9 protein-coding genes are annotated in these 13717 nt (G+C 68.9%); 1 reads left to right on the top strand and 8 read right to left on the bottom strand.

Annotation, left to right across the window (positions count from 1 at the left end):
• Positions 1 to 76 precede the first annotated feature (76 nt).
• A complete protein-coding gene (locus PIB44_RS13610) occupies positions 77 to 2725 on the top strand; it encodes a TonB-dependent receptor (protein WP_278069772.1) in 2649 nt (882 codons plus the stop codon).
• A gap of 334 nt (positions 2726 to 3059) precedes the next feature.
• On the opposite strand, the gene PIB44_RS13605 is transcribed toward PIB44_RS13610, so the two are convergent.
• The 8 genes from PIB44_RS13605 to PIB44_RS13570 all read right to left on the bottom strand — a co-directional run bounded on the left by PIB44_RS13605 (position 3060) and on the right by PIB44_RS13570 (position 13624).
• On the bottom strand, positions 3060 to 6149 hold the full coding sequence (locus PIB44_RS13605) for an efflux RND transporter permease subunit (RefSeq protein WP_278069771.1): 3090 nt from the start codon (positions 6147 to 6149) through the stop codon (positions 3060 to 3062).
• A 9-nt stretch (positions 6150 to 6158) separates the two neighbouring features.
• Positions 6159 to 7319: an efflux RND transporter periplasmic adaptor subunit gene (locus PIB44_RS13600; RefSeq protein ID WP_278069770.1), complete on the bottom strand. Its 1161-nt coding sequence runs from the start codon at positions 7317 to 7319 to the stop codon at positions 6159 to 6161.
• Between the two features lie 183 nt (positions 7320 to 7502).
• Positions 7503 to 8003 (bottom strand): DUF6491 family protein, encoded by a 501-nt coding sequence (locus tag PIB44_RS13595; protein ID WP_278069769.1) that lies wholly within the window; start codon positions 8001 to 8003, stop codon positions 7503 to 7505.
• A 30-nt stretch (positions 8004 to 8033) separates the two neighbouring features.
• Positions 8034 to 9860: a tRNA (5-methylaminomethyl-2-thiouridine)(34)-methyltransferase MnmC2 gene (mnmC2, locus tag PIB44_RS13590; RefSeq protein WP_278069768.1), complete on the bottom strand. Its 1827-nt coding sequence runs from the start codon at positions 9858 to 9860 to the stop codon at positions 8034 to 8036.
• Between the two features lie 131 nt (positions 9861 to 9991).
• Entirely contained in the window at positions 9992 to 10267 is a 276-nt protein-coding gene (locus tag PIB44_RS13585) for a hypothetical protein (RefSeq protein ID WP_025977723.1), read from the bottom strand.
• A 157-nt stretch (positions 10268 to 10424) separates the two neighbouring features.
• Positions 10425 to 10727: a hypothetical protein gene (locus PIB44_RS13580; RefSeq protein WP_278069767.1), complete on the bottom strand. Its 303-nt coding sequence runs from the start codon at positions 10725 to 10727 to the stop codon at positions 10425 to 10427.
• 96 nt (positions 10728 to 10823) lie between these two features.
• Complete coding sequence (motA, locus tag PIB44_RS13575; protein ID WP_003170169.1) at positions 10824 to 11693, bottom strand: flagellar motor stator protein MotA; 870 nt, start codon at positions 11691 to 11693, stop codon at positions 10824 to 10826.
• A gap of 131 nt (positions 11694 to 11824) precedes the next feature.
• Positions 11825 to 13624, bottom strand: a complete 1800-nt coding sequence (locus tag PIB44_RS13570; RefSeq protein ID WP_278069766.1) for a long-chain-acyl-CoA synthetase — start codon at positions 13622 to 13624, stop codon at positions 11825 to 11827.
• Positions 13625 to 13717 lie beyond the last annotated feature (93 nt).

Below are 13717 nucleotides of genomic sequence, written 5' to 3'. Positions count from 1 at the left end.
AGCGCGGATCATCAGGGACAGGAATCGCGCGCGGCCGCGAAATGCGGCCGGGCCAACAGAGTCGGGGAGCCGCCTTATGCGTTTGAACCACATCCTTCGCTGCACCGCTTCGGTCGCCGTCGTCGGCGTCGCGGCCTTCGGCTTCGCAGGCGCCGCCGCGGCCCAGGAGGGGCCCACCACGGTCGACGACATCATCGTCACCGCCCAGAAGCGTGAACAGAGCCTGCAGGACGTGCCGATCGTGGTCACCACCCTGTCGCAGGCGGCGCTGGAAGGCGCCGGGGTGCGCGACATCAAGGATCTGCAGATCCTGACGCCGGGCATGACCGTCACCTCGACCCAATCCGAGACCTCGACCACCGCCCGCATCCGCGGCGTCGGCACCGTGGGCGACAACCCCGGCCTGGAAAGCTCGGTCGGCGTGGTCATCGACGGCGTCTACCGCTCGCGCAACGGCGTCGGCTTCGGCGACCTGGGCGAACTGAGCCGCATCGAGGTGCTGAAGGGGCCGCAGGGCACCCTGTTCGGCAAGAACACCTCGGCCGGCGTCATCAACATCATCTCCGAGGCGCCGTCCTTTACGCCGGGCTTCGAGGCCGAGGCCACCTACGGCAACTTCGGCGCCTGGGGCATCGCCGGCTCGGTCACCGGCCCGCTCAGCGAAAAGGTCGCCGGCCGCCTCTACATGGCCAAGCGCGAGCGCGACGGCTTCTATGACGTCGTCACCGGGGCCGGTCCGCGTCAGGAGACCGACGACCAGAACCAGAACTTCTGGACCGCGCGCGGCCAGCTGCTGATCCTGCCCTCGGACGACGTCTCGATCCGGCTGATCGCCGACTATTCCAAGCGCGACGAATACTGCTGCGTCTCGACCCAGATCCGCACCGGCCCCACCGTCGCCTTCATCAACGCGGTCGGCGGTCAACAGGCCGCCCCGGCGCCAGGCTTCGGCGAACTGCCCTTCTCGCGTACGGCCTACGCCAACCGCGGCACCGGCCAGACCATGGAAGACATGGGCTTCTCGGCCGAGGCCAACATCGACATTCCGTCGTGGAACGCCACCTTCACCTCGCTCAGCTCCTGGCGGAACTGGTCGGGCGTCAACGGCATGGATCTCGACTACACCACCGCCGACCTGCTCTATCGCGTGGATGACGGCGGCTACGGCTTCGAGCTGGAGAACCTGACCCAGGAGTTCCGTCTGGCCGGCGCGACCGACCGCCTCGACTGGCTGGTCGGCGCCTTCATGACCCGCGAGAACATCGACCGCGCCGACAGCTACTGGTACGGGGCGGGCTACACGCCTTTCCTGTCGCTGCTGATCTCCAGCCAGTTGAACGCCGGTTCGAGCGCCATCCCGATCAGCCCGAATATCATCGGCTGCATAACCCGTCCGGGGACGACGGCGCAGTTCCTGGCCGGTTGTCTGGCGACCGGCGGCATGGCGCCTTCGGGTCCGACGGCGCCCACCGGCCCCGGGTTCGGCACGGGTCATGGCGTCCAGGATCACTACAGCCAGACGACCGAATCCATCGCCTTCTTCACCAACAACACCCTGCATCTGACCGACAAGTTCGACGTCACCCTGGGGCTGCGTTACACCCTGGACGACAAGCGCCTGCTCGGCGTCCAGGACAATCTGGGAGCCAATGGCGCGGCCTGCGGCGGCGCCCTGGGCAATGTCGCGGCGATGACCGGAGCGCTGATGGGCGCGGGCCTGCCTGCGGCCGCCGCCCAGACCACCGCCGGGCGCCTGGCGTCCAACCTCTGCCTGCCGTGGGCCAACCCGCTGTTCGACAACCGTCGCATTTCGGAAAACCACGACAACGGCGAGCTGAGCGGCACCCTCAAGGGCAGCTATCGCTTCAACGACAGCGTGATGGCCTACGCCTCCTACGCGCGCGGCTACAAGTCGTTCGGCTACAACATGGACCGGGTACAGGGGCCGACGGCGACCAATCCGCTGCCGGTCAACCCCAGCAGCTCCCTGCTGTTCCCGTCCGAGACGGTCGACAGCTATGAAATCGGGCTGAAGAACACCCTGTTCAACCGTTCGGTGCTGTTCAACATCACCTACTTCAACCAGAAGTTCGAGGACTTCCAGCTCAACACCTTCCTGGGCACGGCCTTCGTGGTCGAATCCATTCCTGAGCTGACGTCCGAGGGCGTCGACGCCGACTTCGTCTGGTTCACCCCGGTCGAGGGCCTGTCGTTCTCGGGCGGCGTGACCTACACGGACACCAAATACGGCGACTTCACCGCCGCCGACCTAGCCAACCCCGGCAACTTCCCGCAGCTGTCGCTGCTGCCGGGCGCCCGCGCCTCCTTCGCGCCGGAATGGTCGGCCACGGCGGCCATGTCGTTCGACCGCTCGATCGGCTCGGGCATGAAGGTGGGCCTGAACCTGTCGGCGAAGTATTCGACCGAGTTCAACACCGGCTCGGACCTGCTGCCGTACAAGATGCAGGACGCCATGACCCTGCTGAACGGCCGCATCACCCTGGGCGCCGAAGACGACCGCTGGGCGCTGGACCTGTGGGCCCAGAACCTGACGGACGAGGAGTATAAGCAGGTGGCCATCAACGCCCCGCTGCAAGGCTCGGCCTTCCAGACCACGGTCCAGCCGAACGGCACCTACTACAACCCGGCGCTGGACACCCAGACCTACAACGCCTTCATGGGCCAGCCGCGCACCTACGGCGTGACCCTGCGCGTCCGCTACTGATCTCAGCGGAGCGTCTGACAATAGGGGCGGGCCGGAGCGATCCGGCCCGCCTTTTTTTGTCCCTCTCCCGGCGGAAGAGGACTTGAGCGCACGAGAGCGTCAGCGATCGTTCTGGCGCGAAAGGGTGAGGGGCTAAGGGTTCAGTCGGCGGCAGCCGCAGCGCGACGGCTTTCTCTCCAACCGGCGACCGCCAACCCTCACCCTTTCGCCTGTTCCAATCGCCTTCGGCTCTTGGAGGCTCAAGCCCTCTCCCATCGGGAGAGAGGACGCCCATAGAAAAAGCCCCCGGCCATGCGACCGGGGGCTTTCCTGTTTTCAGCGCCTGAGGCGCGCCTCACTCCGCCGGCGTGTGGCTCTCTCCGGCCATCCGCCTCTGCCCGGCGAACATCCGGTTCAGCGTCCGCCGTCCAAAGCCGGCGATGTCGTCAATGATAGTGAACACCGCCGGGATGTAGAGCAGCGACAGGAAGGTCGAGGAGATCAGCCCGCCCAGCACCGCCACGGCCATCGGCGAGCGGAACTCCACGTCGGCGCCCCAGCCGATGGCGATGGGCACCATGCCCGCCCCCATGGCGAAGGTGGTCATCAGGATCGGCCGCGCCCGCTTGTGGGCGGCGTCCATGATGGCGTCGAACCGGCTCAGACCGCTCTTCTCGGCCATGATGATGTAGTCGACCAGCAGGATGGAGTTCTTGGCCGCGATCCCCATCAGCATCAGCACCCCGATCAGGGCCGACATCGAGAAGCTCTTGCCGGCGATCACCAGGGCGATGAAGGCGCCGCCGATGGCCAGGGGCAGGGCCGCCATGATGGTGACCGGATAGGCGAAGCTTTTGAACAGCAGGGTCAGAACCGCATACATCAGCAGGATGCCCGACAGGAAGGCGATGCCGAAGCCGATCAGCATCTCCTGGATGAACTCGGCGTCCCCGGCCGGGACCTGGCGCACGCCGTTGGGCAGGCTCTTGACCGAGGGCAGGCGGTTCACCGCCTGACCGGCGGCGCCGGTGGTGATGCCGTCCAGCTCGGCCGTGATCGAGGCGATGCGCGAGCGGTCCTGACGGCTGACCGTGGCCGGTCCGGCGCCGAACTCGATGTCGGCTACCGCGCTCAGCGGCACCGAGGCGCCCGAGGCGGTCGGCACGCGCAGGCTCTCCAGCACGTTCAGGTCCTCGCGCGCCGCCTCGGTCAGCTGCAGGCGAATGGGGATCTGACGGTCGCCCAGATTATATTTCGGCAGGTTCTGATCGACGTCGCCGATCGTGGCGACGCGCACCGCCTGCGAGATGGCCCCCGCCGAGACGCCCAGCAGCGCCGCCTCGTCCGGGCGCGGCGTGACCAGGATTTCCGGGCGGGCGATGGCGGCCGTATTGACCACATTGGCCAGGCCCGGCACGCCGCGCATCTCGTCTTCCACCTTGCGGGCGGCCGCTTCCAGCGTCGCCGGGTCGTCGCCCAGGATGGAGAAGGTGTAGCTGGTGCCGTCGCCCGGGCCGCCGCCCTGCTGGGCGATGCCGGCGCGGATGCGGGCGCCGGGGATCTGCTTCAGCTCATCGACCATGACGCGGGCGAAGGCCTGCTGGCTCAGGTCGCGCTGACCCTTGGGCACCATGTCGGCGTAGACATTGGCCTGGTTGACCGCCTGGCCGCCGACGGCGGCGTAGACCGAGGTGACCTCGGGCCGGGCGTTCAGCGTCTGGGTCACCTGCCGCACCACGGCGTCGGTCTGGCGCAGGGTGGCGCCCGGCGGCAGCTCGATCTGGAAGGCCGCGCGGCCCTCGTCGGCGGGCGACATGAACTCGAACGACATCTTGGCGACCACGGACAGGCCGATCGAGCCGAACAGGAAGGCCGCCCCCATGACGAAGACGATCCAGCGATGGCGCAGGCACCACTTCAGCGCCCGCAGATAGCCCGCCATCCAGAAGGGATCCTTGTCCTCATGGTGGGTGTGCTTGAGCATATAGGCCGCCATCAGCGGCGTCAGCAGACGCGCCACCACCAGGGAGAAGAAGACGCTGATGCAGGCGGCCAGCGCAAAGGCCTTGAAGAACTGGCCGATGATGCCGGGCATGAAGCCGACGGGCGCGAACACGGCGATGATGGTGCCGGTCGTCGCCACGACCGCCAGGCCGATCTCGTCGGCGGCCTCGAAGGCGGCGTCATAGGGCGGCTTGCCGTCGCGCATGTGGCGCACGATGTTCTCGATCTCGACGATGGCGTCGTCGACCAGGATGCCGATCGTCAACGACAGGGCCAGCAGCGTCACCACGTTCAGCGACTGGTCCATCGGCCCCAGGATGGCGAAGGTGGGGATCAGCGACATCGGCATGGCCGTCGCCGCGATCAGGGTCGCGCGCCAGTCGCGCAGGAAGATCCACACCACGATGACCGCCAGCACGGCGCCGAGGATCAGCGCCTCCAGCGAGGCGAGGTAGGACTCCTCGATGTATTTCACGCTGGACGTGACCTGTTCGATGGTCAGCTCCGGGTGGGCCTCGTCGATCTTCTCGACCTCGGCGCGGACCTTTTCGGAGACCTTGACCTCGCTGGCCTCGCGCGAGCGCAGGAAGTTGAAGGTCACGGCCTCCTGGCCGTTGTAGCGGGCCAGGCGGCGCGGCTCGCTCCACTTGTCGACCACCACGCCCAGGTCGCCCAGGCGCACGTTCTTGCCGTCGCCGACCGGCACCAGGGTCTCGCGCAGCTGGTCGACCGAACCGGCGGCGCCCAGCGTGCGCACCGCGCGCTCCGATCCGGCGATGGTGACGCGCCCGCCCGGCAGGTTGTTGTTGACGTTGGTCAGGGCCTGGCTGACCTGCGCCGCCGTGACGCCGTAGGCGCTCAGACGCTGCGGATCCAGCTCGACGCGGATCTCGCGGTCCACCCCGCCCGAACGGTTGACCTCGCCGACGCCGCCCAGCGCCAGCAGGGCGCGGCTGACCTCATTGTCGATGAACCAACTGATCTGTTCCGGCGTCATCGTTTCCGAGCGCACCACATAGGTGATCAGGGCGTCGCCGGTGATGTCGATGCGCTGGACCGTCGGTTCCTGCATGTCCTGCGGCAGGCTGGCGCGCACGCCGCTCATGGCGTTGCGGACGTCGTTGGTGGCGCGCTCGGTGTCGGTGCCCAGCTCGAACTCGATGGTGGTCGAGGACACCCCGTCCGAAACGTTGGAATAGATGTGGCGCACGCCCGACAGGCCGGCGATCGAATCCTCGATCACCCGCGTGACCTGCACCTCCATCTCGGTCGGGGCGGCGCCGGGGCGCGCGGCCGTGACTGCGACCAGGGGGAAGTCGATGTCGGGGTTGTTGTTGATCCGCATCCCGGCGAAGCCGGTCACCCCGCCCAGCGTCAGCAGCAGGAACAGCAGGATGACGGGGATGGGGTTCTTGATCGCCCAGGCGGAAATCTGGTTCATGGCCGGGCCTTACTTCTTGGCGGGCGCTTGGGCGGCGGGAGCCGGAGCGGCGGCGGCGGGCGCCGGCGCCTTGGGCGCCGCCACCGTCACCTTGTCGCCGTCGTTCAGGAAGCCGGCGCCGGCCACCACGACCCGCACCCCGGCCTCCACCCCCTCGACCGAGGTCTGGTCGTCGTTGCGCGACAGCACCGTCACCGGGGCGAAGCGCACCGAGGAGTCGGCGTTCAGCACGAAGACGCCGGACTTGTTGCTGCGGTACAGGACTGCGTCGGTCGGCACCACCGTGGCCGGACGGGCGCCCGCCTCGATGGCGGCGCGGGCGAACATGCCCGGCTTCAGCGCGCTGCCGGGCGACAGGCTGATGCGCGCCAGCCCCAGGCGGGTCTGAGGATTGACCTCAGGCGTGACGATGCGGACCGTGCCGGTCGTCGATCCGGCCTGGCTGGAGGTGATGGCCGCGCTCTGCCCGGCCTGGATCAGCGGCAGTTCGGTCTCGGGCACCTGGGCGTCCAGCTCCAGGCGGCCGTCGCGCACCATGCGGAACAGTTCGGTTCCGGCGTCGATGATCTGGCCCTTGGTGACGCTGCGGCTGATGATCAGCCCGCTGACCGGCGCGCGGATGGTGGCCTGCGACAGGCGGGTCTGGGTCTCGGACAGCGAGGCGCGCGCCGCAGCCAGATTGGCCGTCGAGGCGCGCTGGTTGGCCAGGGCCGTATCCAGCGCTGCCTGGCTGAGGAAGCCGCGCTCTTTCAATTCCTGCGCGCGGGCCAGGGCGGCGTCGTCGCGCGCGGCGTTGGCCTCGGCCGTCTGCACCGCCGCCTGCTGCTGGCGCACCTGGGCCCGCAGCAGCACGTCGTTCATCTGCACCAGCGGCTGGCCCTGTCGGACGTAAGAGCCTTCATCGACATAGACGGTCGTCGCCGTCAGCCCGCCGGTCTCGGCGCCGACCGGCACCTCTTCCCAGGCGGTGACGGTGCCCGAGGCGACCACCGTGCGGGGCAGGGCGACCGTCGTGGCCGTCGCCGCGCTGACGGTCTGGCGCGAGGCGCCGGCTTCCTTTTTCTTGGGGGCCTCGCCGTGTCCGCCGCAGGCGGCCAGGGTCAGGCTCGCGCACAGCGCCGCGGCCAGGGCGCCGGTCAGTGGGGCCGAAAAGCGTCGAGAGGTCGCCACGTGCGGATATCCTGGGAGGTTGAGCATTCAGTCAGGCGCGCGCCAACCTTCTGTCCGACGGCGCGGGCATAGCAACGCTGTTTAACCCTTCGGCGATCCCCGCTCAAACGACTCGATCGCAATTACAGAGAAGTAATCTGCGGGCGGGCCGTCGAGAGACGCTTCAAATAGTGGGACAGGGGGTCAGGGCCGATCCCGCGCCGGCAGGGCGGCGACTTCGGCGTCGGTCAGGCCTTTGACCATGCGGACGCTGCACGGCGTGGTGTCAAAGTCCCGGGGCGCCGAGACGATGCGGGTCCAGTCGCCCACGCACAGGCGGGTCAGCCCGCCATTCGGCTTGAAGCCGATGGCCAGCGCATTCTCCAGGTCCGGACAGACGCCCAGCGTCTCCAACTGATAGACCGACTTCGACCCCGTGCGCACATAGACGTTGCGCCCGTCGTTCGAGACGCGGAAATTGCGAATGTCGCGCTGGAAGATGCACTGGCGCGCCGTCGTATTCGCGGCGGTCTGGCCGCTGCTGCCGCCATTGGGCCCGGCGTTGACCGGCGCGCACGCGGCGATGGTGAAGGTCGCGGCCAGAAGAGCCGGAGCCATAGCGAGACGAAGGGTCATGACGCTGCCTCGGTTGACGTCGATCAGGGCGGTGCGCCCGGTCTGAACCAGGCCAGTGGCGTTATGCACGACAACGCCGGGCGCGCGCGCTGGTTTCGCTTAAACGGCGTTATCGCCTTCGGTCAGCCAACGGGTCGCCGACAGCCGGCGCGCCGCCTCGGCGCTCAGGGGCGAGGGCCGCCCCATCGCCAGGGCCGCCAGATGCTCGCCCAGCAGGGGCGCGACGCAGAAGCCGCGCGAGCCCAGACCGGTCAGCACGAACAGGCCGGGGCGCCATCGGCCGCACAGGGGCAGGCGGTCAGGCGTCGTGGCGCGCACGGCCGCGCGGCGCCCCCGCGCCTGAGCAGGCGCGGCCTCGACGCGCGCAGCGCATTGGGGCAGGGCGGCGCCGAGGGTCGCCCGGTTGCGGGCGCTGGCCTCGTCGGACGCCTCGGGCGTTTCGACGCCCCGGTCGTGGGTGGCGCCGTAGAGCATCCCCCGCCCGGTCGGCGCCGCATAGCCGCCCCAGGCCGTCGGGACGCTCGGGCCGGGCGCCGCTTCGTCCTCGATCCAGTCCGCCTGTCCGGCCACGGGCGACAGCGGCAGGTCGGGCGCCAGCCGCGCCGTCCCCCAGCCCGCCGCCAGCACCACGGCGTCCGCCTCGATCAGCACGGCGTCGTCCTCGCCCCGAATGCGCCAGCCGTCCGTCATCGGCTCCAGCCGCGCCACGCGCCCCGTCACCCGTTCTGCGCCGGCCAGCCAGGGCTCCAGTATGGCGTCGGAACGCACCGCCAGCGCCTGCGTCATCATCAGTCCGCCGCGGGGCGTCGCCTCGCCCAGACGCATCGAGCAGGCCGCCGCGTCCAGGCGCTGCATCGCCCCTTCGGCCCACAGTTCCTGAGCGGCGATCTTGTCGAAACGGACGGCGTCGCGCGGCGCCTGCTCCAGTTGCAGCACGCCCTGGGCGACCACGGCGCCGGGCAGGGCGCGATACAGGCTGCCCGCCCGCTCCAGCGCCTGAGCGTGAAGACCGGCGATCAGGGCGTCGCCCGCATCCAGCCGGGGCGTGACCAGCGACGCGGGAAAGCCCGAGGCCCCCGCGCCCGCCCGTTCGGCCTCGATGACAGTGACGCGCCCGCCCTCGGCGATCAGGGCCCGCGCGACGGCCGCCCCGGCGATCCCGGCGCCGACGACGGCGACGTGGACCGGCCGCTCCGGCCGGGGCTCGCCCGCCATCCGCGCTTCCAGCCGTTCGCGCTTGCGGCCGTGGCCGGGCTTTTTCTCGACCGTAAAGCCGTGCTCGGCCAGACCCCGCCGCACGGCCCCCGCGACGGTGAAGGTGGCCAGCCGAGCGCCGGGCGCCGAGCGCGCCGCGACCAGCGCCATAATCTCGGGCGACCACATGCCAGGGTTAAGCGCCGGCGAAAATCCATCCAGAAACCAGGCGTCGGCCGCGCCCGACCACTGCTCCAGCGCCCATCGCGCGTCGCCGACGGCCAGGTCGATCGTCGCCCCCCACTGCGGCAGGTCCAGCCGGTGAAACCCCGGCGTTCCGGCCGGCCAGACCGCCAGCAGCCCGGCGGCCGTCTCGGCCAGCTCGGGCCAGGCGGCCAGCGCCCGCGCCGCCTCTTCGCGCGTCAGGGGGAAGCCTTCGATGGAGAAGACCTTGAGCCGCCCGTTTTCGGGCCGCGTCCGTCGCCACAGGTCCAGCAGGGCGACGATGTTCAGCCCGGTGCCGAAGCCCAGCTCGCCCACGGTGAAGGCGGATCGCCCGGCCCAGGCGTCCGGCAGGCCGCAGCCCTGCAGGAAGACCGCCCGCGTCTCGGCCAGGCCGTCGTCCTTGGAGAAGTATACGTCGCCGAATCGGCCCGAGCGGGGCGAGCCGTCCTCAGCCCACACCAGTTGCGGAGAGGCGTCGTCAGGCGCGATGTCGGCGGGATGGGTCATGACGGCCGGTCTATCGACCTGGGCGAGCGGACGAAAGCTGGCCGGACCTATGGGCAAGAAAAAAGGGACCGTCCGAAGACGATCCCTTTCTCCATCACGGTCCGGAGACCGCGATTTAAGACTGTGAAGTCTTAGGCAGCCGGGGCGGCCGGAGCAGCAGCCGGAGCGGCGGCGGCGTCGGCGGCCGGAGCAGCGGCGTCAGCCTTGGCGGCTTCGCCAGCGGCTTCGCCAGCAGCGGCGGCGGCGTCGGTGGCGGCGGCGTCGGCCGTAGCAGCGGCGTCGGCAGCGGTGTCGGCGGCGGCGGTGGCGTCGGCAGCGGCGTCTTCAGCCTTGTCGGTGGCGGCGGGTTGGCAAGCAGCCAGGGCCAGAGCGGCGGCCGAAGCGGCGATCAGAGCGGTGATGCGCATAGTTTTCTTCCTTCAGAAGGTAAATGCGAGACCATGAACCTCGCTGAGGGAGTGATAACGGCTTCGTGAGCACAAGCGCAAGCGATTTCTCACGCGTTCGTGAAGACGCCGCGAGCGCATCTCGTTTGTCGATGCGCCGACGCGCCTCGCCGCGCCTCTAGTGGGGCGGAATCGGCGGCGTGGCCGGGTCGGTCGGATCGGCCGGCAGCGGCGTCGGCGGCGAATCCGGGTCCGGCGGAAGGGTCGGCGGGGTCGGCGCCGGAACGGCGTCGCCCGGCGGCGGGTTGGCGGGCGTCATGGCCCCGGGCGCAGCCCTCGAATCCGGCGTGCTCGAGGGTTGGGCGGCCGGGGCGGTCACGCCGTCCGCCCGCTGCGGCGCGCGTTCGCTGCACGCGGACAACAGCAGAACGGCGCCCACGGCGGTCAGGCTCGGCAGAAGAAATCTTGAGGACGGTCGCATCGGACGGCTCCTTTCAGAAACGGCCGCGCACGCGGCCGTGATCTTCACAGAACCGTCGTGAACGCTCCGTGTTCCGAAAGTCGGATTGACCGCCCGTCAGGCGTCCATCGGCGCGGCGGCCAGGGCTTCTTCCATTTCGGTGAAGGACGGCTGGGCGGTCGAAGGGATGTCGCCGCGCCCGATCTCGACCGAGATCTGGGCCGCATTGCCGTGCAGGTGGGCCACCAGCACCGACTGGATGATCTTGTAGTAGGCGCCTTCCTCTTCGACGATGGCGTTCAGGCGCGAGGCGAACGGCCCGACCAGCCCATAGGCCAGGAAGACGCCCAGGAAGGTGCCGACCAGGGCTCCGCCGATCATGCCGCCCAGCACCTCGGGCGGTTCGGTGATCGAGCCCATGGTCTTGATGATGCCCAGCACCGCCGCGACGATGCCCAGCGCCGGCAGGCCGTCGGCCAGGGTCTGCAGCGCATGGGCGGGGGCCAGGGCCTCGTGGTGGTGCTTCTCCAGCTGCTTTTCCATGGCGTCCTCGATCTGATGCGGATCTTCGAGGTTCATGGTCATCATCCGCAGGGTGTCGCAGATGAAGTCGGTGGCGAAGTGGTCCTTCAGCACCTTGGGATACTTCTGGAAGATGGTGCTTTCGGCCGGCTTTTCGATGTGGCTTTCCAGGGCGATCACGCCCTTGGACTTCATCGTCTTGGTCAGCTGGAACAGCAGGCTCAGCAGGTCCTTGTAGTCCTGCTTCTTCCACTTCGGCCCGGCGAAGCATTTGCCCAGCCCGCCCAGGGTGGCCTTGATCACCGGCAGGCTGTTGGAGATCAGGAAGGCCGCGATCCCCGCCCCGAAGATCGCCATCAGCTCATAGGGCAGCGAATAGAGGATGGTCGCCATCTTGCCGCCGTGCAGCAGGAAGCTGCCGAACACCATGGCGAACAGCATGACGATGCCGATGATCTGGAACATGGGGCGAGCGGGCGTCCTGCAGCCGAAGGGTCAGACGCCTTATCGCCGTTAATGCTTAAGGGCGCGTTTCGCGAATCCCGGTTCGGCACAAAAAGAAGAAGACCCTCTCCCATCGGGAGAGGGTGTTTGTTCTACAGCCGCGTCTCGCCGCTCAGGATCGCTTCGCGCGCCTGGGCGGTCAGCACCTGGTATCCCGCCTCGCCGCCGCGCACCCAGACGGGACCGTCGACCTTGGCCGGGTCGAAGCCGTCGGCGACCAGGTCGACCTTGCGGTATTTGAAGGTGCCGGTGGTGTCGGCCGACTTCAGCATCCGTACGAACACCGGCCGCGCATAGGACGGCAGCTGCTCGTCGGTCCAGGCGGCGAAGGCGGCGGGGTCGAACACGCCGTCCATCACCAGGCCGACCATGCCCGCCTTGCCCTCCTGGCCCGGCACGGCGACGCCATAGGCGATGACTTCCTGCACGCCGGGCGCCTCGGACAGGCGCTGCTCGACCTCGGCGGTCGAGACGTTCTCGCCCTTCCAGCGGAAGGTGTCGCCCAGCCGGTCCATGAAATAGAAATAGCCCTGCCGGTCCTGGCGCATCAGGTCGCCGGTGCGGAACCAGCGGTCGCCCTTCTTGAACACGTCGGTCAGGATCTTCTTCTGCGACGCCTTCTTGTCGGCATAGCCCGAGAAGTCGTGGCGGATGTCGCTGCCGATCTGGCCGATGGCCTCGCCGGTCTCGCCGACGGCGACGGGGACGCACTGGCCGTTGGGGCCGCGCAGGGGCTCGCCCGTCTCGGGGTCCAGGGCGATCAGGCGGATGTTGATCTGCGACTTCAGATAGCTGGGCACCCGGCCGATGGCGCCCGCCTTGCCGTCGAAGTTGAACAGGGAGACGTTGCCCTCGGTAGAGCCGTAGAACTCCAGAATGTCCTTGATGCGGAACCGGCTCTGGAACTCGGGCCAGACATCGGGGCGCAGGCCGTTGCCGAAGGCCAGCCGCAGCTTGTGCGCCTTCTCGTCCGGATGCGCCGGGCTGTTGACCAGATAGCGGCACAGCTCGCCGATATAGACGAACATCGTCGCGCCCGTCGCCTTCACGTCGGGCCAGAAATGGGTGGCCGAGAAGCGCCGCCGCGTCACCATCCGCCCGCCGTTCAACAGCACCGAACCGACCCCGACCAGCCCGCCGGTCGAGTGATACAGCGGCAGGACGTTGAACAGCACGTCCTTGGGCGTCGAGGCCGTGGCCCCGGCGAAGGCGCGCATATAGGTCCGCACCCGCGAATGCGGCATCCGCGCCGCCTTGGGCAGGCCGGTGGTGCCCGAGGTGTAGATATAGAGGGCGGTGTCGCGGTTGGTCATGCCCTGGCGCAGCGCGCGGTCGGGCCGCACCGAGGAGGCGCTGCGCACGGCGTTGTCCAGGTCGCGGCGGCCGTTGGTTTCGTTTTCCTCGCCCAGGCCGTGGACCCAGATCATCAGATTGCGGTCGACCAGGCCGCGCGCGTCCTCGACCGCCTGCCAGCAGTCCTCGTCCGTCACCACGTTGAAGGCGGTCGAAATGGTCAGGCAGTGGGCCAGGGCCGCGCCGGTCAGATTGTTGTTGATCAGGGCGGTGGCCACCCCGACCTTGGAGAAACCGAACCAGGCTGCGACGTATTCCACGCGATTGTGCATCACCAGGGCGATGACGTCGCTGCGCTTCAGATTGCGGCTCTTGGCCCAGTTGGCGTAGCGGTTCGCCAGAGCCTCGAACTCGCGATAGGTCAGCTTGCGGGTCTCGTCCTCGACGGCGACGTTGGGGCCGAACTTGTCGACCGCCTCCTCGATGTCGTCACAGGCCAGGACGTCGCCGTCCAGGGTGATGGGCTTGATGCGCTTCAGAAGCCGGAACAGCCCGCTCGCGAACTTGATGTCACGCCGGATGTTTGCCGCCAGTCCCATAGGTGCGCCGCCTCTTCCCGATTTGCCTTTGCCAAAGGTGATGAACGGCGCGGGGCGGCGGGTCAACCGGGGGCGGGGACGCAGGCGGAGCCG

The organism is Brevundimonas sanguinis, assembly GCF_029636725.1.
Lineage (GTDB): Bacteria > Pseudomonadota > Alphaproteobacteria > Caulobacterales > Caulobacteraceae > Brevundimonas > Brevundimonas sanguinis.
This window is presented reverse-complemented; position numbering and strand designations above follow the sequence as displayed.

What these genes read in the sequence shown, in the direction of transcription:
- PIB44_RS13610 (WP_278069772.1), top strand. Translation starts at nt 77, where the DNA reads ATGCGTTTGAACCACATCCTTCGCTGCACCGCTTCGGTCGCCGTCGTC.
- mnmC2 (WP_278069768.1), bottom strand. Translation starts at nt 9,860, where the DNA reads ATGACCCATCCCGCCGACATCGCGCCTGACGACGCCTCTCCGCAACTG.
- PIB44_RS13570 (WP_278069766.1), bottom strand. Translation starts at nt 13,624, where the DNA reads ATGGGACTGGCGGCAAACATCCGGCGTGACATCAAGTTCGCGAGCGGG.
- PIB44_RS13580 (WP_278069767.1), bottom strand. Translation starts at nt 10,727, where the DNA reads ATGCGACCGTCCTCAAGATTTCTTCTGCCGAGCCTGACCGCCGTGGGC.
- PIB44_RS13585 (WP_025977723.1), bottom strand. Translation starts at nt 10,267, where the DNA reads ATGCGCATCACCGCTCTGATCGCCGCTTCGGCCGCCGCTCTGGCCCTG.
- PIB44_RS13605 (WP_278069771.1), bottom strand. Translation starts at nt 6,149, where the DNA reads ATGAACCAGATTTCCGCCTGGGCGATCAAGAACCCCATCCCCGTCATC.
- motA (WP_003170169.1), bottom strand. Translation starts at nt 11,693, where the DNA reads ATGTTCCAGATCATCGGCATCGTCATGCTGTTCGCCATGGTGTTCGGC.